At 45.7% G+C, this 23,362-nt stretch carries 21 protein-coding genes; 14 read left to right on the top strand and 7 right to left on the bottom strand.

Features of this window, described 5'->3' with window-relative positions; genetic code table 11:
- Window positions 1-384: 384 nt before the first annotated feature.
- A complete protein-coding gene (locus tag RIG27_RS16230) occupies window positions 385-1,248 on the bottom strand; it encodes a DUF928 domain-containing protein (protein WP_446346798.1) in 864 nt (287 codons plus the stop codon).
- Window positions 1,249-1,778: 530 nt separating this feature from the next.
- Between RIG27_RS16230 and RIG27_RS16235 the strand changes: the two genes are divergently transcribed.
- The 8 genes from RIG27_RS16235 to RIG27_RS16270 all read left to right on the top strand — a co-directional run bounded on the left by RIG27_RS16235 (window position 1,779) and on the right by RIG27_RS16270 (window position 7,832).
- Window positions 1,779-3,479: a CHASE2 domain-containing protein gene (locus RIG27_RS16235; protein ID WP_446346800.1), complete on the top strand. Its 1,701-nt coding sequence runs from the start codon at window positions 1,779-1,781 to the stop codon at window positions 3,477-3,479.
- Between the two features lie 3 nt (window positions 3,480-3,482).
- On the top strand, window positions 3,483-3,641 hold the full coding sequence (locus RIG27_RS16240; RefSeq protein ID WP_446344034.1) for a hypothetical protein: 159 nt from the start codon (window positions 3,483-3,485) through the stop codon (window positions 3,639-3,641).
- Entirely contained in the window at window positions 3,641-4,159 is a 519-nt protein-coding gene (locus tag RIG27_RS16245; protein WP_446346802.1) for a phage tail protein, read from the top strand. The genes RIG27_RS16240 and RIG27_RS16245 overlap by 1 nt, the downstream gene beginning before the upstream one ends.
- 113 nt (window positions 4,160-4,272) lie before the next feature.
- Entirely contained in the window at window positions 4,273-5,247 is a 975-nt protein-coding gene (locus RIG27_RS16250; RefSeq protein WP_446346804.1) for a hypothetical protein, read from the top strand.
- 118 nt (window positions 5,248-5,365) lie between these two features.
- The gene (locus RIG27_RS16255; protein ID WP_446346806.1) at window positions 5,366-6,097 is read left to right on the top strand and encodes a TVP38/TMEM64 family protein; all 732 of its coding nucleotides are present in this window, start codon (window positions 5,366-5,368) and stop codon (window positions 6,095-6,097) included.
- Window positions 6,069-6,437: a hypothetical protein gene (locus RIG27_RS16260; RefSeq protein ID WP_446346808.1), complete on the top strand. Its 369-nt coding sequence runs from the start codon at window positions 6,069-6,071 to the stop codon at window positions 6,435-6,437. Before RIG27_RS16255 ends, RIG27_RS16260 begins: the two co-directional genes overlap by 29 nt.
- Window positions 6,401-7,393: a hypothetical protein gene (locus tag RIG27_RS16265; RefSeq protein ID WP_446346810.1), complete on the top strand. Its 993-nt coding sequence runs from the start codon at window positions 6,401-6,403 to the stop codon at window positions 7,391-7,393. Before RIG27_RS16260 ends, RIG27_RS16265 begins: the two co-directional genes overlap by 37 nt.
- Entirely contained in the window at window positions 7,362-7,832 is a 471-nt protein-coding gene (locus tag RIG27_RS16270; RefSeq protein WP_446344044.1) for an N-acetyltransferase family protein, read from the top strand. The genes RIG27_RS16265 and RIG27_RS16270 overlap by 32 nt, the downstream gene beginning before the upstream one ends.
- A gap of 207 nt (window positions 7,833-8,039) precedes the next feature.
- Here the strand turns inward: RIG27_RS16270 and RIG27_RS16275 are convergent, their stop codons facing one another.
- Together RIG27_RS16275 and RIG27_RS16280 are read right to left on the bottom strand one after the other, a co-directional pair.
- Window positions 8,040-9,119: an Rpn family recombination-promoting nuclease/putative transposase gene (locus RIG27_RS16275; RefSeq protein WP_446346812.1), complete on the bottom strand. Its 1,080-nt coding sequence runs from the start codon at window positions 9,117-9,119 to the stop codon at window positions 8,040-8,042.
- 265 nt (window positions 9,120-9,384) lie between these two features.
- A complete protein-coding gene (locus tag RIG27_RS16280; protein ID WP_446346814.1) occupies window positions 9,385-11,472 on the bottom strand; it encodes a thioredoxin domain-containing protein in 2,088 nt (695 codons plus the stop codon).
- Between the two features lie 196 nt (window positions 11,473-11,668).
- Between RIG27_RS16280 and RIG27_RS16285 the strand changes: the two genes are divergently transcribed.
- Window positions 11,669-12,103, top strand: coding sequence for a DUF4332 domain-containing protein (locus RIG27_RS16285; RefSeq protein WP_446346816.1), 435 nt, complete (start codon window positions 11,669-11,671; stop codon window positions 12,101-12,103).
- 20 nt (window positions 12,104-12,123) lie between these two features.
- Here the strand turns inward: RIG27_RS16285 and RIG27_RS16290 are convergent, their stop codons facing one another.
- Both RIG27_RS16290 and RIG27_RS16295 read right to left on the bottom strand, forming a co-directional pair.
- Window positions 12,124-12,687, bottom strand: a complete 564-nt coding sequence (locus RIG27_RS16290) for a Uma2 family endonuclease (RefSeq protein WP_446346818.1) — start codon at window positions 12,685-12,687, stop codon at window positions 12,124-12,126.
- A gap of 68 nt (window positions 12,688-12,755) precedes the next feature.
- Complete coding sequence (locus RIG27_RS16295; protein ID WP_446344058.1) at window positions 12,756-13,370, bottom strand: TetR/AcrR family transcriptional regulator; 615 nt, start codon at window positions 13,368-13,370, stop codon at window positions 12,756-12,758.
- Between the two features lie 272 nt (window positions 13,371-13,642).
- Here RIG27_RS16295 and RIG27_RS16300 point away from each other — a divergent pair, with 272 nt between their 5' ends.
- From RIG27_RS16300 to RIG27_RS16310, 3 genes are all read left to right on the top strand, one after another.
- Complete coding sequence (locus RIG27_RS16300) at window positions 13,643-15,229, top strand: M16 family metallopeptidase (RefSeq protein ID WP_446346820.1); 1,587 nt, start codon at window positions 13,643-13,645, stop codon at window positions 15,227-15,229.
- 230 nt (window positions 15,230-15,459) lie between these two features.
- Entirely contained in the window at window positions 15,460-16,941 is a 1,482-nt protein-coding gene (locus RIG27_RS16305) for a M16 family metallopeptidase (protein WP_446346822.1), read from the top strand.
- Between the two features lie 128 nt (window positions 16,942-17,069).
- Complete coding sequence (locus tag RIG27_RS16310; RefSeq protein ID WP_446346824.1) at window positions 17,070-17,885, top strand: sulfite exporter TauE/SafE family protein; 816 nt, start codon at window positions 17,070-17,072, stop codon at window positions 17,883-17,885.
- Between the two features lie 372 nt (window positions 17,886-18,257).
- Here RIG27_RS16310 and RIG27_RS16315 read toward each other — a convergent pair whose 3' ends face one another.
- Window positions 18,258-18,869: a hypothetical protein gene (locus tag RIG27_RS16315; RefSeq protein ID WP_446346826.1), complete on the bottom strand. Its 612-nt coding sequence runs from the start codon at window positions 18,867-18,869 to the stop codon at window positions 18,258-18,260.
- 59 nt (window positions 18,870-18,928) lie between these two features.
- Complete coding sequence (locus tag RIG27_RS16320; protein WP_446346828.1) at window positions 18,929-19,786, bottom strand: prephenate/arogenate dehydrogenase; 858 nt, start codon at window positions 19,784-19,786, stop codon at window positions 18,929-18,931.
- Window positions 19,787-20,075: 289 nt separating this feature from the next.
- On the opposite strand from RIG27_RS16320, the gene RIG27_RS16325 reads away from it, so the two are divergent.
- Together RIG27_RS16325 and glmM are read left to right on the top strand one after the other, a co-directional pair.
- Window positions 20,076-21,512, top strand: coding sequence for a pentapeptide repeat-containing protein (locus RIG27_RS16325; RefSeq protein ID WP_446346830.1), 1,437 nt, complete (start codon window positions 20,076-20,078; stop codon window positions 21,510-21,512).
- A gap of 202 nt (window positions 21,513-21,714) precedes the next feature.
- Window positions 21,715-23,178, top strand: coding sequence for a phosphoglucosamine mutase (gene glmM / locus RIG27_RS16330; RefSeq protein WP_446346832.1), 1,464 nt, complete (start codon window positions 21,715-21,717; stop codon window positions 23,176-23,178).
- Window positions 23,179-23,362: the final 184 nt, after the last annotated feature.

The following is a 23,362-nucleotide window of genomic DNA, read 5'->3' on the forward strand; positions in this document are numbered from 1 at the left end:
TAGATGACAGAGCAACAAACTGGCGTCGTATTTGTAGGTGTCTTGACTCAAAAAACGGAGTACAAAAGTACTTAGACTGGTCAACTAGGGCTTTCTTTCAAGCCCCCACTGTACCCGTAGGGTCAGTGGTGGGTTGTTGACGTTAATTTTTGCCAATGGCAGCTCTTGAGACAAGTCTAGCCTTATCCTTATTTTTATCTGTAGAGACGTTCCGGGGGAACGCCTCTAACTGGGGAAAAGAGAATCTGCTTTTCCCGGATCTACATCATTATCTTGACAGACATTAGGATTTGGAGTTGAAATTTATAGCAGTAGACACATCGATTAGGACTTTCGGCACTATTGTATGTAGAGACGCGCCATGGCGCGTCTCTTGTCAACCCCTTACTCAGGACTATTAACGGGACGTTCTGCAACGAGATTCTCTAAACCCACAGATGCAAGGAGATCTTTCCAATCCGCTTGAACTTGAGGATTATTCGGATAACGCTCTCGCAATTTCGCCAGTGAACTCACTGCCTCTGTCCAAACGCCATGATCCACAAATACTTTCGGTTGATCCATATCTGGGGTTTTGGCTAACTCTTGCTTCAGAGACTCTTCCTTAGCAATTCGCTGCACCCAGCCTTCTGCTGTAGGATTTTGACTCCAATCATTCTGATCGCAAGGAATGGTTACAAACCAATTGTAGATTTGATCCACTTGTAACAACTCATTCTCTGGATCAGCCGGATCGGACTCTGGGATGCTAATGCTGACAATTCCGGGAGTTTGATTGTCCAGAGAAATAGTTGTTTCATAAACAACCTTATCCTTGTTTTCAGTCATCAGCGTAAACACTGCTTCCTCAGCCTCAGTCTCGGTGATATGAACGAAGAACGTTGGAGTTTGCTCAACTGTCAGTTCAACCGGGATTTGTTCATTGGTGGACGCTTCTTGGGCATCATCTGGCAACTCCTTACTTTGAAGTTGCGGCAATAATGCTGTTACATTAACTTGTTTTTCTTGATCGCCGATTTTGCAGACTCCCCGCGAGAACCCTCCAGTTCTGCGCCGAGAAGCTCGCATTCTCCGCCGCCGGAAGCTTAGACCTTTATTCCCTGCGACTAAGGTTTCTGAAGGCTTCTGATTTTCCTGACTGGAGGAACTCGGTTTGAGACCAGCAATTGCCATGGCACTGGCACTCATCACTAATCCCAGAGACAACATCAGGGAAAACGTTTTAAGATATATAGAGGGCTTTTTCATTTTACTCCTTGCCAATGGCAGTAATGGATACAATTTTATTTAATTAACGCAGCAGTAGAGAGCTAGAGCTAAGTCTGTGTATTCATCTCGTGTATTCATTTACAGACCGACTCCTCTCTATTCAGCCAAGTTTCCTGTTCTACCTGTCAAGTTTACGTGACGCTAAACTAGGTTACCTCATTTTTTTATTTATAGCGACTCAGCCAAGGTGATGGGCAATCAGCCTCTTCACCGTCTCAGCTCGCTCAGTGTACAATTTAAACCCTATGACAGCAATAAACTGCCTGGGTACTATATTATATACTAATATTCTATCTGATTCGTCTGTAAACTCTAGTATCATTACAGTTCTTTAAAAAAAGTGATTAATATCTGGAGAAACTTTGAAAGTAGCTATAGTGATTTAACTTCACGTTAATTTATATTAAGTTTGATTGTCCGAATCCAAGGTTCAGAATTCAAAAAAATTCCGCCGTAACGTAGGCGTTGTCAGTGAATTAACGCTCAGGGAAAGAGGAGGCAATACCAAGATGATGTCTGAAATGCGTTCATTTTTCACCCAACATCCCGTAGGTAAGGGAATCATGGCATTTAGTGGCACAGTCGTTCTGACGAGTGTGGTGGTTACAGGGGTGATTGTGGGACTGCGACAGTTGGGGGGGTTAGAAGGCTTTGAACTGGATGCGTATGACCAACTCGTGCGATCGCGTCCTGAATCTGAGCCAAGCGATCGCGTGTTAGTCGTGGGGATTAGTGAAGAGGATATCCGCAACTATAACCAGTTTCCAATAACAGATGCCACATTAGCGACGGTACTAAAGAAACTAACAGCGTATCAACCTCGTGCGATCGGGATTGACATTGGACGGGATGTACCTATTGGCGCAGGTCGTGAGGATTTAATTCAGGTTCTTAAGCAAAACGATAACATGGTCGCCGCCTGCGTCATGAGTTCTGCAACTGAACCCGGAACACCACCCGCTCCTGGAGTTCCCCTAGAACGGGTTGGTTTTGCAGATATGCAGCTTGATCGGGATCAAGTTATCCGCCGCACGGCATTAGTTTCATTTCCTCCGTTTGTGGAACCACTTCCAGAAAATCCCCATCTGTGCCAAGATCCCGATAACCTACTCTATTCCTTACCGTTTCAGTTAGCACTGTCATATCTGGAAGAAGAGGGAATCGAAGAAGAATTAACGACCCCAGAGGAATTCATCAAGTTGGATTCCACGATATTCCCGCCTCTAGAAGAGCAATCAGGTAACTATAGCTACACAGGTGCGTTTGACTACCAAATCATGATCAATTGGTCAGGTGAAAATGCCATTGAGCAAGTCACCCTGACTGATGTATTAGAAGACAACATTGATCCGAATCTCGTTAGAGACCGAGTGGTTTTGGTCGGGTACACCGCCAGCACAGCGAATGATGATTTTGCCACACCCTTTAGTGCAGCCGCCCAGGATCAAGTGTTAATGCCTGGGGTAGTCCTTCATGCTCAAGTTGTCAGTCAAATTATGACTACCGTTTTAGAGGGTCGCCCTTTAATTTGGTATTGGTCACAAGGAAGTGAAATTCTCTGGATTTTTCTCTGGTCAGTTGTTGGCGGAACCTTGGCTTGGAAAATTCGCCGTCCTTGGATTCTGCTTCCGGCTGCAATAGTAGGCAGTGGTATTTTGTATGGTATTTGCTATGCTCTATTCGTTCAGCAGTCGGGATGGATACCGTTAGTTCCGCCAGCCGTCGGCTTAGTCTTAACCACCTTTAGCGTTGTCATTATTGACCGCTACGGTCAAGTTGTGGCTAAAACAGTTAAGAAACTGCTGAGAATCAACATTGAAATTGACGAAACTAAAAAAGAAGAGCAAGTCGCCCAAATCTTAGAAACTGATAGCTTTCAAGAAATTCAGCTCAGAGCTGATCAACTCAGACGTCGCCGCCAAATCACCAAGCCTAAAACCTATAACAATACAGTCACGGATCAAGTAGAACTCAATTGGGAAGAGGTTCCAGAACTCGGTCAATACCAACAAGTCCTGCAACGAGCGAGAGTATTAAGACATCAGCTCAACCGGGTGGAGGATCAACGGGACGAGGTTGAAGATGTTGAGCAGACAACGAACGGTTCGTCCGGGAGAATGCCCACGGTTAAAAAACAAGCATTTAACCCAGAAGACGAAAGTTATCTCTCGCAATTACAAAGTCGGGGAAGACGGATGAGAAACAAATAAACGATGAACCAGGAACAACGAACGATTCTCTTAAAACTTGCTGCCAAGGTATCCCAAGATCCTTTACTCTTGAGGAAAGTCAGCGATCGAGTGTATCAGCTTATGCAAGAGGATTTACGCAAGCAACGCGAACGCCATAAAAACTACAGAGGGTTACTATAATGGCTGACAATGGTAATATCACCCACGAACTTAACTACGTCACCGCTAATCGATTTTATATCGAAATCGAAAGTCAGATTACGGCTTCATTTAGCGAGTGTTCTGGTTTAGGAGTTCAAATTGATAAAGAAGTCTATTTTGAAGGAGGAGTCAACGAACAGCAACGCATCTTTCTCAAGCAAGCCAAATTTGATGATGTTACCCTCAAGCGAGGGATTACCGAAGATTTAGTGTTTTGGGATTGGATTAATAAGACGCTCAATCCTGGTAAAAAAGAACGACGTAATGTCAACATTTTGGTCTTTAACCAAGCGGGAGAAACCATGCAATGTTGGACATTAATTGGTGCGATTCCAGTCGGTTGGAAAACGCCAGCCTTACAAGCCAGTTCTAGCACCGTGGCGATTGAGGAATTAACCCTTGCCTACGAAGGCTTAAAGGTTGTCGCTGAGCAAGGTGGCGGCGGTGCTAGTACCAATTTACAACGTGCTAACACTGGCTATTTTCCCAGCAACTAACTATGTAGAGACGTGCCATGGCACGTCTTTGTCTTTAAGAGGGGGTTTTGTAATTTTCGCGATAATTCTTATCTCAAACCTGTCCTAACTAAATTTTTAATTTCAAATAACTGATGAAATTTTCCGAACTATCACTTGGGATAAAAAAGCCATTACTGTCGGCTAAACCTCTGGGACAGACGCCAGGTAAATTACCCACTCTAGGGCTATTTACTAACTCAACTGTTCATAACTTAGACATACTTTCTTCCACGGGTAGAACTGTATTAGCGGCTATCTCTCAAACAGAGGAAAAGCAACCTGTCAGGTTGGCAGAAAATGCTCAAGCTAACGATGGCGTTGGATTGAGGAACGACACCCAAGGGTCAAGTATTCCCAGAAACCGGGTTTCTGGTGAGGATAACAACGAAATATCGGCATTTTATCCAAAGGTTAATCAAGCCAAATCCTTTCCACAACTCCCCCTGAGTTGGCAAGACTTAAACACCATAATTTCTTTAGGTCAATTTGATGGTTTAGGTTGGTCTTCTCTTCAATCTTTGCAGGTGTTAAATCTTACTCCTGAAACTTCAATCGATCAGGAATTAGGGGAATTGTCCTTAAGCAGTTCCGAGAATAATCAGAATCGTTTACTTGAGTTAAGTCTTTCACGATTGAACTCAATCTCTTTAGACAAGAGTCATTCAGATTTAAATCTAGATAGTCAATCCTCTAGTCAAACTACACCAACCTCTTGGGAGAGTTTGGCTGAATTAATTGGTGAAGATAGTTCTGTTTCTAGTCAGGATAGGGATAATGAAGATATCGAAGGGTTCATGTTTACCCCAGAAGGATTTCGTCCCATTTATGCTAATCCAATAAAAACATCTGGTGATGTAGCGGATTTAATTGAAGCGGAAGCAAAAACAGTTTCTGAAACCTATCAAACTCCTAGAGTAACGGTTCAACCTTCAGTAACAGTCGTTCAACCCTCCCAATCCAGCGAATCAGAACTTGTCAGTGAATCTAATTTGCGGATGTTGGCACAAGAAGTCTACAAGTTAGTCCGACAGCGTTTGCAAATTGAGCGAGAACGTTATCGTCGTTAAGTTTTTTTTGACATCCGATTATAGACTATAACTATAAATAATTGTAAATTTGGGTTAACTACTTCCATTGCTATACGGACAATGCAGAGAAAATAATGGTGAAATTAATGGAAATAAAATGGTTCAACTCACTAAATATTGCTTCAATTCAAAGCTGAAACTGGTACTAATCGGGGGGTTAGTTGTCCTTATGATTATTGCTAACAAACATTTCGATATTCGGGAACTTTTGCAAACCACCTTACATTGGGTCGAAAGTCTTGGTGTCTTAGCCCCCATTGTATATATAATCATCTACAACCTAGCAACAGTACTATTTATTCCGGGTTCTCTCTTGACTCTAAAAGGAGGTTGCTTATTTGGCTTGGTTTGGGGTTCAATCTATGTCACGATCGCGGCAATGTTTGGAGCTATTTGTGCTTTCCTGATTGGACGCTATCTGTCGCGGGATTGGGTTTGTAAACAGATTGAACATCATGCCAAATTTAAAGCGATTAATCAAGCCGTGAAGAGAGAAGGATGGAAAATTGTCTTGCTGACTCGCCTTTCTCCTATCTTTCCGTTCAACCTACTCAATTACCTATTTGGTGTTACCCAAGTTTCTATCAAAGACTATGTTTTGGGTTCCATTGGAATGATTCCAGCCACCGTGGTGTACGTTTACATCGGTTCCCTGGCTAGGAATTTAGCCACAGTCAATATGTCTAATCAACCCACTACACCGGAAACTCAAATTGCCAAATGGGTGATTCGGATAATTGGTTTAATTGCGACGATTGCGGTAACGGTATACCTCACCCATATTGCCAAGAAAGCTTTAGATGAAACTGTTGTACAGGAAGAAGTCTAATTCGGAGCTGGCTATTGCCTTTGTCCACTATCGTGAGTTTCACATCTCAAATGAAAACACTATATGGGAAAATTTACTCAAACGGCGATCGCGGAATGGAACGGACATGAGAACGTTTAAGTGGGTGATTTGGGGACTCTTAGGAATAATCTGTGCGATCGCGCTAATCTATTTTTCCCCGGAACCCCAACCTGCTGTTCCTCAGGAGTCCAGTTGCACCCTGAGTCAACCAGCAGGAAATCAACCGTCTTTTTATCCCCTTGAGCAAGACATTGACCCAACCTTCTATCACTCTGTCGGTGATTGGGTGGGACGATTAATTTTACATTACAATCTTTAGCGGGAGCCAGACCTAAAAATGATGTGATTGTCCGCTTAGAGGAGGTGATTTGGGCAGAAAATAGGCTGAAAATTGCTCGTTCTCCGATTCAAGTTTCCGGGCGATTTTATGGTTTAGTGTCGATTGTCAGCACCCAGGGAGAATGGTTAACGGTACGTCATTACAACCCCGAATCGGACAGATTTGACGGTGTTGAAGAAGTGATTCGTTTCCGCAAGGGGAGGTTGTTTTCCACGCCACAACAGCTTGAAGCGTCTCCCGCAGGCGAGGCGGGGTGGTATATTTACGGGGCGACGCCTCAGATACAGGCTTGGCTACAACAGCATCCTAATCATCCCCAAACCCAGCGATTTCAGGCGTTAGTGGCGTTAGGGAAGGAATTAGAACAGAATTTAACGCCGTTGGGGGTGGTGCGTTCCGACTGGAAGCAAAACGCGGAAACCTTGGCAGGTGTGGGTGATCGCTTGATTCAGGATAATGATTTATTCGCCGGGATTTTGAGTTGGCGGACAATTATGCCCCGTCGAGGACAGGATATCATTGCCGATTTGTTGCTTGACAAAAAGGCGAAACTGTGGGTGTTGCAAAGTTTTCAAGTCCCTGGGGGAGAGGAGTCCATTTTTCCGGTGGCGCCAACGGTATTATTGGGACAGGTTCCCGTCTTGTCAACGCTGTTAATTCGCGTAGTGACGGGGTTAATAACGCTACCGAGTGGGTGGGGGTGGCTGATTTGTGTGAGTATTGGTTTGGGGTATGCTGCGATCGCGGTTCCCTTCGGTTTGATGACGGGTTTTTTACAATTCCGTTGGGATTTGAATTGGAATCAGTTCTTTTTAACCTTGGTTTTCCCAGCATTCAGCGAAGAGTTAGTCTTTCGGGGGCTGCTGCTTCCCAGTTTCCTAGAAAATGCTAACGTTGACGGTTATGAGGATTCGGATTGCTCAAGCCTCGGATAGTCCCGAATTAGCCAAACTGTATCAAGAAACGGTACTCGCGATCGCGCCTCAATTCTACTCTGATGCTCAAACCCATAGCTGGGCGTCGTTTGCTGAGGATACGGCTGGGTTTCGGGAGTTCATTTTGTCAGGGACAACATTTGTGGCGGTGGATGAAACCGGGATTCTCGGCTTTGCGGGAATAGCCGATGATGGTCATATTCTCTCAGCTTATGTGCGGCGCGATCGCATCCATCAAGGGATTGGTTCTCAGCTTATGGACATTCTCTTGGATTATGCTAAACGTCACAGGATTCAGCGCTTATATGCAGAAGCAAGTGAGTTTAGTTTGGGGTTGTTTAAAAGGTTTGGTTTTCAGGTTTATGATATGGAGATTGTCGAACGTCAAGGGGTGGAGTTTCAGCGCTATTTGGTTGAACGATTTACCCTCATTCCTTAACTTTTTCAGCCTTGTATCGCAGGTACGCGGATTACGGTGCAGAGTTTGAGACAATAGGGCACGGCAATGCCGTACCCCTACGTTAGGGATAATTGATGGGGTAGAGGCACAATACTATCGTGCCCTAATCTAGCTGAATTCAACTGCCAAGAGTTGATCTAAAAGCAAAAGGCCGCAACCGCAGATGGTAGGTGGGCAATGCCCACCCTACTCAATCGCCTGTTGTAGGATTGCTTTATTAACCGAAGGTCCCAAAGTTTCCAGGGATGCAAGATTCGTCGCCAATAATTCCTCCACCATAGCCGCCACCTTCCCAGAGACAAGATCACGCCAAGCCTGACGCTGTAGGGAATGTCCATCCTGCTTACACCATTGTGCGATCGCATTAGATAAGTCTTCCATCTTATCCGGTAACGGTTCAATTAACTCAGCCAAACCAGCCAAGTCTTGAGGCGAAAAAAGCGATCGTTGATGCTGTAACAGTTCAATAAAAGCCACAACATTTTGTTCAGCAAATAACCGTGCGGCTTGTTGAACCACTTCCCCAGGCAAATCCAATCCTTCAGCAATCATCTCCCAACTCAAACCTAACTGCATTAGGCGGGGTATTGCTTTTAACTTGGCTTTTTGCTCACCTTCTTCTTGAGCTTCCTGATAAACCTTGGTTTGTTTGAGTTCACTTAACCCGAACATAGCTTGTATCTCCTCTCGGCTTTTTTGCGGTAATTTGTAAACGATGATTGTCTCGATTAAATCAATCAGATTTCGTTTTGTCGTCTCATCGGTTATCTGGACTTGGGCTTGTTCAATCAAGCGCCTTGCTTGTTCCGGGGCTGTCTTTTCCCTCTCAATCACTAGCTTAACAACATTAACCCCCAGAGAATCCGATGCCTCCTCTCCTAACTCATCTAAGTATATCCGAGTAACCCGGGTGAAAAGTTCCCTAAAGTGTAACGGTTGTTCCCTTTCAATCCGACGAGTGGGATAAATGACCACAACCCGCCATTGATGGGCAGGTTTGTATTGCTTCAGAAAAATAAACAGTTCCGTAAATACACGATAATATAAATTCTCATCCGGTTGAAACTGAACCTCGACCACATAAAAGGGTTCGTTTGATTGTTCATTCTTCGGCAGAAACAACCCATCGAGTCGAAATGACAGTTCCTTAATTTCACGGGATGTGAATTCATACATCTCGGCTTGTTCTGCGGATTGGTTGATCAGTTCAAAGAAGATACTGGGAAACCCTTTGAACAAGCGATAAAAAATGCTGTCAGTTTTCACGTTCTCCTTGGGCTTTCCATCACACAGTTGACGATTAATACTGTGTCACCCCTGAAGCGGAAAATTCCTATCACCACAATCTTGACAAATTCAACCAATTATGATTAAAGCCAGGACAGACAACGCGATCGCACCTGTGGAAACCTTGTAGGGGCGACCCGCCTGCATCAATTAACAGACCACTCCATTCAATTGGATCGGGTCGCCCTTTACTCAATGCAACAAAAACGCTTAAACTTTTATGTCCCGTAAACACTTGCTCACATCAATAGCCCCGGGTTTGACTTTTCTCGACTTGCGCCAATAATTGTTCCTGGGTATGAGCCGTCGGTTTACAACTGAGTCCCTGACAAACTAATCCAACCGCATCCTCCGGAAGACTGGGTTCTAATCGATACATAATCGCCGGAAAATACTGAGTCATTAGGGATAAAATCTGAGCCACGCTGGTGCGAATTAGGGTAGAATTGCGGAACCAATCTAAGGCAGTAAACAGACTGGGACAGGATTGGGACGACTGGTTCATCACACTAGCAAACGCATTGAGAGCAACTTCTGCGCGATCCAAATAAGCTAAGTTTTCCGTGAGTAACGTCAGACGCACCAAATTCGCGATCGCGACGCCATTCGCCGCAGGTGTGGCATTATCGGTATAACTGCGTTCCCGGATCAATAAATCTCCACTACTATCATTAGCGGCGTTATAGTAGCCTGCGAGTTCCACACTCCACAAATATTCGTCAAATTCATCCTGTACCTTAATCGCCTCCTCTAACCAAGTATCCGGGGTTGGCGATTGGGAAGACTCCTGTGCTGTTGCTAATCCTAGTGAAGCTTGATGCAAATCTAATAAGGCTTTAATAAATAACGCATAATCTTCCGACTGTGCCAATATAGAGGCTTCACCTTCATAATTCAAGCGATGGAAACGCTGATCTACCCATTGATTCTCCAGAATAAATTTAGCGGCTGTTGTAGCTAATTCCAGGTATTCGGGTTTACGAAATACGCCATAGGACCGGGCTAAACCAGAAATCATCAGGCTATTCCATGCCACAATCATTTTCGTATCTGTAACCGCCGGAATCCGACCTGACCAATTCTTTGTTTTTGCCTCCTGATTGTTTTGGGCGGGGGGGAAGGTTTCTAAGCTATCGGGAGGGGAACCATAACGGGCAGTAAACAGTTTTGCTAATGCCGTTTCTAAGGAATCACTTAACTGATCCGAATAACGGCGCTGCAACACATTTTGTCCTTCAAAATTACCCTCAGACGTAACCGTAAATTGTTCTTGCAATTCTGCCAATTCTTCAGCCGTGAGGAGTTGCTGCAATTCGGCATAACTCCAGACATAAAATGCCCCTTCTTCTGGTTCAGCGGCGCTGGGTTCAGTGAAACTATCGGCGTCTTGGGCGGCGTAAAAATAACCGGATGAGGCGGTCATTTCCCGTGTCAACCATTGCACTGTCCCCGATATTGCCCGTTCAAATGCAGCTTCTTTAATCCCCGCACTCCACAGATTTGCCAAATACTCGACAATCTGCCCATTATCGTAGAGCATTTTTTCAAAGTGAGGCACCGTCCAAGTGGCGTCTACGGTGTAGCGATGAAAGCCGCCAGCGACGTGATCATAGATTCCCCCTTTAGCTAAATCTAACCCACGCGATCGCGACGCTTGGTACGCATCAACCTCTGTCATCTCCTGGAAACGAATTCCGCGCAAGGCTAAATCCGCATAGGGAATCATCGGAAAACTCGGTCCATAACTCCCACTATCTACAATCCGGATCGTCTTGTCCATCCCCTGGCGCAGTAACTCAGCCGTAAGTTGTCCTGAAGCGGGGAGGAGAACCGACTGTTGTAGATGACCAAGAATTTCCTGTTTAAAGTTTTGCAGCTTGGTCTTTTCGACATCATAGAAGCGGCGAATCGCTTGCAATACCTGCAAAAAGCCCGGACGCCCATAGCGCGGTTCCACAGGGAAATAGGTCCCCCCATAAAAAGGAACCCGATCCTCTGGCGTCAGAAAGATATTTAGGGGCCAACCCCCTTGACCGGTCATCATCTGCAACGCCTGCATATAAATGCTATCAATATCCGGGCGTTCTTCGCGGTCTACCTTAATCGGTAAGAAATTGGCATTCATGTACTGTGCGATCGCCGGATCAGAAAAGGCTTCCCCTTCCATCACCGTACACCAGTGGCAGCTTGAGTAACCAATGGACAGAAAAATTGGCTTATTGTCCGCCTTGGCAGTGAATAACGCTTCATCACTCCAGGGCCACCAATCGATAGGATTTTCCGCATGCTTACGCAGATAAAGGCTTTGGCATTGGGCAAGGCGATTGGTCATGACAACTGTAATTACTCTAGATGCTCTCTGGATCAGTGTATCGCGGTTTGCGGTTTAGTTCGTAGTTCGTAGTTCGTAGTCAGGGATGCGAGCCCTTCATGATTATTAGGCAATAGGCAGTAGTTCGTAGTCAGGGATGCGAGCCCTTCATGATTAAAGTTTTATAATCTTAATCACCTGTTCTTCAATCCCCAGAATGTCTAATCAACCCAAAAACCATCACCGTAGTAATGCCGTCCGCGATCGCGCCATTGAACACCTTCCTGGATTGAGTGAGCAAGATTGCGCTAAACTACAGCAACAGGGAATTACGACAACAGATCAACTCCTCAAAGTCGCGAATAGTCGCCAATCTAAACAAGCGTTAGCCAATCAACTGCAAATCAAGGCACAATATGTACATAAATGGGTGGCACTGGCTGATTTAGCTCGCGTACCTAGTGTTGGCGATGAATACTGTGGGTTATTGTTGCACGCAGGCATTATTTCAGTCAAGCAGCTAGCTCAAACACCGACTCACAAGTTACACCAGCAAATTTTACGACTGCAAGTGGCAACAATGCAACGGCGTGATCTGAGTCCTACTGTTGATCAAGTCGCCGCTTGGATTCAACAAGCACGGGAATTATAGAGACAGGCTAGGGCGCGTCTTTACTCCAACAACCAAGCCAATAAATCTCCGACTGTAATTTGCAACTCACTGGCAAAAGATGGTACAGGAATCAATGCTTCTGGCTGATCAAACACTTCAGTTTCTTGTCTGGGACGATAAACAAAAACGGTTTGCTCATCCGGATCAATTAACCAACCCCTTTGAGTTTCATACTTCAAACAATGAAGGATGTTTTTCGTAACTTTTGTTTGGCTTTGATTCGGTGACAAAATTTCAATTGTCCAATCTGGAGCGATAGGAAACGTGTTAGCAACTTGTCCATTGTCGTCACGGGGAATCCGGCTACAAACCAAAACAGCGATGTCGGGGACAATTGAACGCCCACCAAAGGTACAACGCAACTCTGGGAACGCACGCGCTATGCGTTTAGGTTTGACAACGGCATTAATCGCAGGTACAAGTTCACCTTGAATCGTACTGTGTTTTCCTTGGGGCATCGGTTTTTGAATAATCTTACCATCAATATATTCACTGGCAGGTTTGGTTTCTGGTTGTTGCAGAAACTCTTCCAGTGTCAAAGGTACGTAAGGTGCTTGTACCATTTGGGGTTGCCTCCAAGACTGACAGACTGATTCTTATTAGAGTACATCAACTATTCAATTCCTAATTCTTAATCCTTCGCTAACACACCATTAAGGAAAATATCAGCAATGCCTTCTGCCATGTCTTGCACATCTTTGAGGGAGGCTCCTGGTTCCATAATCGTCTCATCGCTAAACCCCGCCACAGCAAACATGCCTAAAAATACCCTCGCCACCACCTTGGGATTAGTCCGCCGATAGATCCCCCGTTCCATAGCCGTTTCAAAGAACGCTTCCGCCACATCGGACATTTTAGCAATGACTTCCGACTGGATGCGATCGCGTAAATCGGGGTGAAACTGGGCTTCCATAAAGCAAACCCGCATCATATCCGCATTTTCATGCATCCGCATCATCCGTCGCCGCATCACCTGCGCCACAGCTTTATAACTCCCCATTTCGCTCAATTCCGTCAGCAAATCCGTGAGCAATTCCACCCATCCTTGGGTCGCCACCTCGACTAATATGGCTTTTTTATTCTCAAAATGGCGAAATAGAGTCCCTTCCGCGACACCCGCTTTTGCCGCCAAGTCACGGGTTGTTGTCCCGTTATACCCTCGACTAGCAAATAAGCGTTGGGCAGCATCTAGGATACGCTGCTTTGTCTCTGTCTCTGAGTGAGGGGGCTGATGTAAGATTCGCATTGGCTTCCAAATGAGCAGCAAGGGCTATGGGCGACAGGTCATCTATTCCAGAAAAGGCACGCTTTTAAGATTAGACGTATTTTACACTAGGTTATTTCTTCCCCCAAACGGGTGAAAATTTACAAAAAGTTAGTTGTCATCAACGACAAGTCGCATGATAGGAGGAAGCTGGGGAAGCTGGGGAAGCTAAACTATATAAAGTCCTATGGATTTCGCCTCCCCTAACCTAAATTAAAAATGACGAATGACATAAGACGAATGACGAATGACAAATGACCAAGAGATCTATTTTGCGTTTTCTACGTTGGACTGTTCACTTGAGAAAATACCCCTGGCGCTCCATCCTCGGAGCGTTCTTAGTCGTAACTCTAGTATGGAGTAGTATCCCGTTGGGGGCTTTGGCTCGCAGCGAAACTCCACCGACGAACGCCGAATCAATCCAACCTTACTTGGATGGCGTCGTTGACCAGGTGACGGAGTTTAGCCTCGATAATGGGATGAAGTTTATCGTTCTCGAACGGCATCAAGCCCCCGTTGTCTCCTTTGCCACCTATGCTGATGTCGGTGGCGTTGATGAACCTGTAGGCAAAACGGGTGTGGCTCACTTTCTGGAACATTTAGCCTTTAAGGGAACCAAGCAAATCGGCACCCGAAATTATCAAGCAGAAAAACCCCTGTTAAACCGCTTGGATCAGTTAGCGGCACAAATTAAAGCCGCGAAAAAGGCAGGGAACGAGGCAAAGGTTGCCCAACTCCAAGAAGAATTTGCCCAAATTGAAGCCCAAGCCGCTAGCTTAGTCAAGCAAAATGAGTTGGGTCAAATTGTTGAACAAGCTGGAGGTGTCGGATTAAATGCCGCTACCTCCGCCGATGCAACGGTTTATTTCTACAGCTTCCCCTCCAACAAACTGGAACTGTGGATGTCTTTGGAGTCGGAACGCTTTCTAGAACCCGTGTTCCGTGAATTTTATAAAGAACAAGAGGTGATTCTGGAAGAACGGCGTCTGCGAACCGACAACTCGCCCATCGGTAAAATGATCGAGGCTTTTCTGGATACCGCGTTCCAAGTCCATCCCTATCGGCGTCCTGTGATTGGGTATGACGAAGACATCCGCAACCTGACTCGCGACGATGTGCGGCAATTCTTTGAAACCCATTATGTTCCCAGTGAATTAACCATCGCCGTTGTTGGTGATGTTGATCCCGACGAGGTTAAAGCGTTAGCTCAAACGTACTTCGGACGCTATGAAGCAAAACCCGCCGCCTCTGAAGTCAGCATTGTCGAACCTCCCCAGCAACAAACGCGGGAGGTGACGTTGGAATTACCATCTCAACCCTGGTATTTAGAAGGATACCACCGCCCCTCTCGTACCCATCCTGACCATGTAGTTTATGAAATTATCGGGCGTTTACTCAGCGATGGTCGCACTTCTCGCCTGTATAAATCCTTGGTTGAAGAACAGCAAGTTGCGCTTTCAGCAGCAGGATTTAGCGGGTTTCCGGGAGATAAATATCCAAATCTGATGCTGTTATATGCCCTAACGGCACCCGGACATACCGTTGAAACAGTCGCGACAGCCCTAGGAGAAGAAATTGAGCGACTTAAAACCGAACCTGTTTCAGCCCAAGAGTTGGAACGAGTAAAAACCCAAGCCCGTGCTGGCTTATTGCGATCGCTCGATTCTAATATGGGAATGGCACGTAATTTAGTTGAATATCAGGTGAAAACAGGCGACTGGCGGAATCTGTTTAATGAACTCGCCTCAATCGCCCAAGTTACACCTGCTGATATCCAACGGGTGGCTCAAGAGACGTTCACGCCGGAAAATCGTACTATTGGACGGTTGTTATCTAAATAGTCCTTTGTCATTTGTCATTTGTCCTTCGTCCTTCGTCAAAGAATTATTGCATTAGTTGCTCCTAAGCAGGAAACAGGGAACAGTAAAGAATGTCCTAACCTGCTAAGGTAGCAGCTATACTACTCAAACCCTTACCTAAGAAGGATGACTTAGCTTGCTTCTTTTCGGGAAGCGAGTATGACGAATGACGATTAGAACCGTTAACTTTAATTATTCTTACCTACTTACTAATGAGCAATCGTACATTGAACAGATTCGGTCGAAAAGTCTGGCGCTGGTGTGGACTACTGGTTGCCACAATGCTATTGGTTGTCGTATCGCGCACGCCTGCTGTGGCGGCTACGGCAAAACACTATACCGAGTTAACCTTTCCCCCTCTGTCAGAGATTAAAATTCCGGAGTATACTCGCTATCAACTTGATAATGGCATCGTTATCTATTTAATGGAAGACCACGAATTGCCCTTGGTGAGTGGAACAGCGATGATTCATACAGGCGATCGCCTTGAACCCCCTGATCAGGTTGGTTTAGCCAATATTACTGGAGAAGTCCTCCGCACAGGCGGGACAACAGAACATTCGCCGGATGAACTGAATCAGTTACTCGAACAACGGGCGGCGTCTGTGGAAACAGGGATTAGCACGTCAAGTGGTAGCGCCAGTTTCAATGCCCTCAGCGAAGATGTGGATATGGTGTTTGACTTATTTGCTGAGGTGATTCAAAAGCCTGCCTTTGCTGAAGATAAGCTGGAGTTGGCGAAAAAGCAACAAGCGGGACAAATTGCCCGTCGCAATGATGATCCTAAAGATATTGCCAGTCGCGAATTTACTAAACTGATTTATGGTGAGCAGAGTCCTTATGCCCGCACTATTGAATATGAGACCCTAGCCAATATCTCCCGTGACGATATGGTGGAATTTTATCAGACCTATTTCCATCCCGAACGGATGATTTTGGGTATCGTGGGGGATTTTGATTCAGACAAGATGCGATCGCGGATTCAGGAGAAGTTTGGTACCTGGAACCTCTCATCACCTCCCCCAGAGATAACTGTACCCTCTGCGTCTCAGGCAAAGGCAGACGGTTTATTTGTCGTGAATCAGGCTCAACTCACCCAAAGTTATGTGTACCTGGGACATATTGGCGGAGAATTTGATAACCCTGATTATCCGGCGTTGGATGTGATGAATCAAATCCTGAATGGGTTTGGTGGACGGTTATTTAATGAAGTGCGATCGCGCCAAGGTTTAGCCTATTCCGTCTATGGCTTCTGGAGTCCTCGCCACGACTATCCTGGCATGTTTGTTGCAGGCGGACAAACTCGTTCTGAAGCAACGGTATCTTTTATTCAAGCGATTCGCTCAGAAATTGAGAAAATTCGCACCACCCCTGTAACTCCTGAAGAACTGGCGTCTGCTAAAGACCAAGTCCTGAACTCATTTGTCTTTAATTTCCAAGATCCCAGCCAAACCTTATCACGGCTGATGCGGTATGAATATTATGGGTATCCCGAAGATTTTCTCTTCCGCTATCAGCAGAAGGTGAAAGAGACGACAATTGAAGATGTGCAACGGGTGGCGCAAAAGTATCTCCAACCTAATCAACTGGTTACGTTAGTTGTTGGTAATACCAACGCGATTCAGCCTCCCTTAACCAGTCTGTCTAACAATGTCACATCGTTAGATATCACCATTCCCGAACAAAGTAGTTAGCGGTTAAACCTGTAGGGGCGGGTTTTACTGATAACCTTCGGTTGATATCCGATAACTTGACTAAACCCGCCCTTCTAAACCAACATAGGACGAATGACTAATGACGAATGACTAATGACCAATAACCAATGACACCGACCCAGTTATTAATTTTCGCATCTGCTGGCTTATTTGCCGGAATCCTAGCCGGCTTTTTGGGAATCGGTGGCGGTACAGTTCTTGTACCTTTATTGGTAACCTTAGGATATGACTATCAACAAGCCGTTGCCACAAGCACCCTGTCAATCGTGATTACAGCGATTTCGGGTACGGTGCAGAATTGGCGGCTGGGTAACATAAATTTTAAACGCATCATTGCCATTGGCTTTCCGGCGATAATAACAGCGCCGATTGGCGCTTATTTAACCGAATTATTTGCCGAGTACTGGTTAAAGGCGGCATTTGGACTATTACTCCTAATTAATATTTACTTAGTGCGACTCCGCAAACGTTTGAAAGAACGAGAAAAGCAAAACGCTTCAGAAACGGAAAATCAACGACAAACTCCCCACTCCAAAAGCAAAGCAGCATTAGCCAGAATTGGCACAGGAAGTAGCGCAGGCTTACTCGCTGGTGTATTTGGTGTGGGTGGAGGTGTGATTCTGGTTCCCTTGCAAATTTTACTCTTGGGACAGAGTATTAAAACAGCAATTCAGACCAGTTTAGGCGTGATTGTGATTACCGCAATTTCGGCTTGTGTCAGTCATGCTGTACAGGGGAATGTGTTATGGATTGAGGGATTACTGCTTGGTACAGGAGGTTTATTGGGAGCCCAAATTAGTACCCGTTTTTTGCCCAAATTACCGGAGCAGGTGGTTGGTTTTGCATTTAATACATTACTGGCTATCTTAGCCACTTACTTTTTCTGGCAGGCATGGCAAAGTTATATAGGGTCTGCTGAATAAATTTTGTGGTGAGGGGAGGGAACAGGGAACAGGGAACAGGGAACAGGGAACAGTTTCAACCCCCGGTTGGGGGAAGATTCTGCGCTCGCGGAGGTGAAAATTCAAGGATGCAAGAGCGTAATGGTTTAAAAACCTTGCACTTGTTGGGTTAAAAAATGGCTTTAAACCCTTGCATAGTATAGCTTCCCGATTAATTCAGCAAGCCCTATATAAATGGGGTCTGATATCAAATCCGGGTTAGCCACCCCCTTTATAATCTAGTCCGCGCAGGCGGACTTTGTTTGTGTAGCAGCGATTTCAATCGCCTCCTCAAAAAGGGGTTTCTTGAAGTTCCTTGATCTAAGGATTCCAGTTTTGTGCCGCAAACCTTACTTATACTTCATTTTGATGAGAAATGCCACTCGCTAAAATACCAAGAATTTTATCTACATCTTTGAGATAATATTCGCTTAAATCAATGGACAAGGTTTGCCCGTCTAATTTGAGAAATTGCCAAATACTACCCGTCGTCACCGCACCGTAAATTGTTTTAATTTCAGTTGCCGATCGCTGATTGAAAATTTGGGACGCAACCATTGCCGCCGCACACTGACCTAATCCAGCATTAATATTCTCTTTTTTGGCTTCTATAATGGTAATGACGGGTGCTGTTACTATCAGTATTTCTGGTGATTTAGTGATAATAAAATCACAGACTCCATTTAATCCTTTGTCTTTATCTACAGTAAAATCGACTCCAGAGAATAAATTTATTTGCTCATTTAATTGTCGGCGTAAATCAACTAATATGGGTGCTATAATGAGTTCTGAACGAGCTTTTTCACTATTACTAGCTAATGCAATCGGTAGGTTATAGTTGAGAATTTCTGCCAGTAATGTACTGGTGGCTAATTCAGGACTATCGGCGAAAATATCACGTTTTTCTAACGTAGTTAAGCCGAACTCTTGTTTGGCTTTAGTTAAAGTAAAGTCGCTGTAAGACATAAGATGATTATGGGGGGTAACAACAGTTATCCTGATCGCCCTGAATTGGTAGAAATGTCTTACCGGTGATCAACAGAGGGTGAGAAAAATTGCGATCGCGCGGCTTGAGTGTCTTGGAGTTGCTGTTCTAAGCCTTGCCAGTCGCTTTGCTCAACCCGTTCAATCAATTCATCGAGACGGTGACGATAAGATAAGAGCGATCGCAATAAAAAGTCCCGATTATAACGTGCCATCATCACCCCTAACTCCGGATTTCCGCCACCCACCCGACTGGTATCCCGAAACCCGGAACTGGCTAATTGCTGCACTAACTCTAAAACAATCGGATCAGTTTCATCGATACAGGCATTAATTAAACTAGCACTCACCATAACTGGCAGGTGAGAAATCCAAGCCACGGCGCGATCATGATCCTGAGGGCTACAGAAATAAACCCGATTGGTGAGCGATCGCACCAAATGCTCCACCTGTTTTACAGCGGCGGTTGGCGTCGTATCCAGAGGTGTCAACACATAAGGACAATCCGTAAATAACCCCGATACCGCCGCCTCAATCCCATTCGATTCTCGACCCGCCATCGGATGTCCACCGACAAAATTATGCCACAGGGGGGTTACCGCTTCCAGCACCGCCGTTTTCACTGAACCCACATCCGTGATGATGGTTTCAGGGGATAGATGGGGAATTAACGCCTGAAGCGTTGGCGCGATCGCGGAAATTGGCGTACAAATAAAAATAATATCAGACGCTGCCAAAAGGTTCATTTTGACACTCGCGTCATCCACGACACCGAGTTCAATGGCTCTGTTGCAGGTATAGTCTTGGCGAGACACTCCCAAGACAGAATGACCATCATTTCTCAAATCTAGTCCCAGAGAACCCCCAATCAGTCCAAGTCCAACAATTCCAATCTTCATAATCCCATGCCATCCACGCTAAGCTAATCAAATCATCTCAAATTCAGTTTTTTTTAGGCAAAGCTGGAGTGGGAGAGTCTTCGCACCCTTCCCAACTATCATCGTTTGACTGTAGCGCTACCCTTGACCAGTGGGAGAGGATAAGCACCATAAGGGAGAATGACTTTAATTTATCCCACTCAACTCTACCTTGACACTCTACTGGGAAACTTGATCCGATAACAACACCAATGGGTAGCGCTTTCGGTGAAAACGTATCCTCTGGCAGTTCAATTAAGGGATAGCATTAATGAATGTGACGGCAATTCTCAAAAAATATGCGGCTGGCGTGAAAAACTTTTCCGGTGCAAACCTTGCCGAAGCCAATCTGAGTGGGATTAATCTCAGTGGTGCCGATTTAAGTGAAGCCAACTTAAGTGTAGCCAACCTCAGTGGTGCTTATTTAATTGGAACTAATTTAAGTCGGGCGCGACTGAATGTAGCCAGACTCAGTGGTGCAAATCTTACCAAAGCCAACTTAACCAAAGCCAATCTCAACGTTGCCAATTTGATTCGAGCCGACTTGGGGGGAGCGCAACTGACGCAGGCGGCGATGATTCGGGCGGAACTAATTCGTGCCAAGTTAAGTGGCGCCACCCTGACAGAAGCCAACCTCAGTGGGGCGGATCTGCGAGAAGCCGCCCTCAGAGACACCAAACTGCAACGGGCTAATCTGAGCGAAGCCAACCTACGTGGGGCGTTTGTCACCGGGGCAAATCTAGAAGGTGCCAATTTAAACGCCGCCGATTTGAGCCGTAGTGATCTGAGTAATAGCAATTTTCGTCACGCTGAATTCAAGCAAGCCAATCTCAGTTGCGCCAATTTAGCCGGTGCGGATCTCAGTGGTGCGAACTTGCGCTGGACTGATTTGAGTGGTGCGAATCTCAGTTGGGCAAATCTGAGTGAGGCGAAATTAAGTGGTGCAAATTTAACCGGGGCAGATTTGACTCATGCCAATTTGCTTAATACCAGTTTAGTTTATGCGGATTTGACCCAAGCGCGATTAATTCATGCCGATTGGATTGGAGCCGATTTAACCGGGGCAACGCTCACGGGAGCAAAATTGCATGGCGTGTCTCGTGTGGGTCTCAAAACCCAAGGGATTGTCTGCGAGTGGGTCGATTTGAGTCCAGAGGGCGATCACAGCCGGGTGGTTAACCTTTCAACGGAAGAAATATCCCACAAGTTTTTTAACGAAACCCTACCCACGGTCACGATTCTGATTGATGCTCCTTTAGATATAGCCGCGAATTTAGCCTTAGTCCGTGTTTATCATCAACTAGCGCAGATTTTTCCCGTTCTCAATACAGCACCCAACGTGAATGTTGGTGTGCGGAAAACCTCTTTGACCTTTAGTGCCAGTAATTCTGAATTATTGATTATTGCTTACTTAGGCATTGTCCCGTTTAACGATGCAACGATTACTCAGCAAAATATTATCACATTGCTCAATAAGCTAGAAGATGGTGTTCGGGAAAAGTGGGGATTTACAACGTCCCAATCCATTCAAGAGTTCCAGCAAACCCTTAACCAAGGGATTGACCAGTCAAAAATGGCAGTGGATTTTAGGAAGTCGAGTCCTTTCTTCCAAGCTCCCACTCAAACCATCATCACCAACTCTCACAATCAAACCTGGACAGCTTACGACCATCCCGCCTTTGGTAAGCCGTTGATGAAATCTCAATAGGCAGGGGGGAGATTAAATTGATCATATCGTTATATTTCGCCCTGATGTCACTAACCCGCCCCGTCTAAACAATGTTGTATTCCCTGTGCCCTGTTCCCTGTTCCCTAACAAATGACGAATGACGAATGACGAATGACTGATAACAACCCGAGAAGAAAGTGTTATCCTCCACAGTATTGTGTTGTGTGAGGAAATTCAAGTTATGGTTACATCTCCTGTCCGCCGTCAGGACATCCATCGGTTTACCCCCAGACATCTACACAAATCTTCAACTCATGGGATGCTCACGGATTTACCCCTAACTCTGCCCAAGACTCCCTTATTTGGTACTGATGGGATTCGGGGACGAGTGGGTGAGCTGCTCACCGCCGAATTAACCCGACAAATTGGGTTTTGGGCAGGTCAAGTCTTACATTCTCAAGCCTCTGCATTGGGTCCGGTGATTGTGGGACAGGATTCGCGCAACTCCAGCGATATGTTGGCATCGGCGTTGAGTAAAGGTTTAAACTTAGCTGGATTAGAGGTGTGGAATTTAGGCTTATGTCCCACCCCTGGAGTTGCCTATCTAACCCGTTTCTCAGAAGCCGTAGGAGGGGTAATGATTTCTGCCAGTCATAATCCCCCAGAAGACAATGGGATTAAATTTTTTAGCGCCCAAGGGACAAAACTGCCAGGGGAATTGCAGCAGCAGATTGAGGCAGGTATCCGAGGCATAGTGGATACGGCTGTGATTGCTCATACCCCGGGTCAGCATTATCACCGACCCGAATTAGTGGGACGTTATCTGGAATCATTACGGCGTCCCCTGCAATCTGGAACCCATTTACAGGGGATGAAAATTGTCCTGGATTTGGCGTGGGGGGCGTCGGCAAGGTTAGCAGAACAAGTCTTTTCCGAGTTGGGCGCAACAGTTATCTGTTTGCATAATCAACCTGATGGCGATCGCATTAATGTAAATTGTGGCTCGACTCATTTAGCCTGTCTCCAGAAGACGGTACGAGAACAGTCGGCTGATATGGGGTTTGCCTTTGATGGTGACGCGGATCGAGTGATGGCAGTTGATAGTGAAGGTCGAGTTGTTGATGGCGATTACATTCTCTATTTCTGGGGACAAACGTTACAACAAAGGAATCAACTCCCGGATGATTTAATTGTTGCCACAGTTATGGCAAATCTGGGCTTTGAACGAGCATGGAAAGCCAGTGGCGGTAAACTGGTACGAACGGCTGTGGGTGATCAATATGTTCAGGCGGCAATGGATCGCACCGGTGCCATGCTGGGTGGTGAACAGTCGGGACATATTCTTTGCTACCATTACGGCTTGACGGGTGATGGTATGTTAACGGCTTTGCATTTAGCCTCATTAGTACGGCAGTCGGGGGTTTCCTTAAAAACATTGGTGGATCAAAGCTTTCAGACTTATCCCCAACTCCTGCAAAATGTGCGCGTCGAAAACCGCGATCGCCGTTTACATTGGCAAGACTGTCAACCCCTGATGGATGCCATTTCCCAAGCTCAAACCGTAATGGCAGATCAAGGGCGAGTTTTAGTCCGAGCATCAGGAACCGAACCCGTCATTCGGGTGATGGTAGAAGCCATTGAAGCGCAAATGGTAACGCACTGGACAGCCAAACTGGTTTCTGTTGTGGAAAAACATTTAAGTTGAATGGCACTGAAATAAGCCTTTTGGCATCGCCGAAACCATTGAGATACCGTAGGGTGGGCACTGCCCACCAACATACCAGTCAGTACCATTCCATTTAAGTTCAAAGGCAGGAGGCTCAAAGGCAATGAGAAAGGATATGAGAACTCCCCTAGCTTCCAGACGTAGCATGCTACGTCTCTACATT

Source organism: Coleofasciculus sp. F4-SAH-05 (assembly GCF_040222985.1).
Classification (GTDB): domain Bacteria; phylum Cyanobacteriota; class Cyanobacteriia; order Cyanobacteriales; family Coleofasciculaceae; genus Coleofasciculus; species Coleofasciculus chthonoplastes.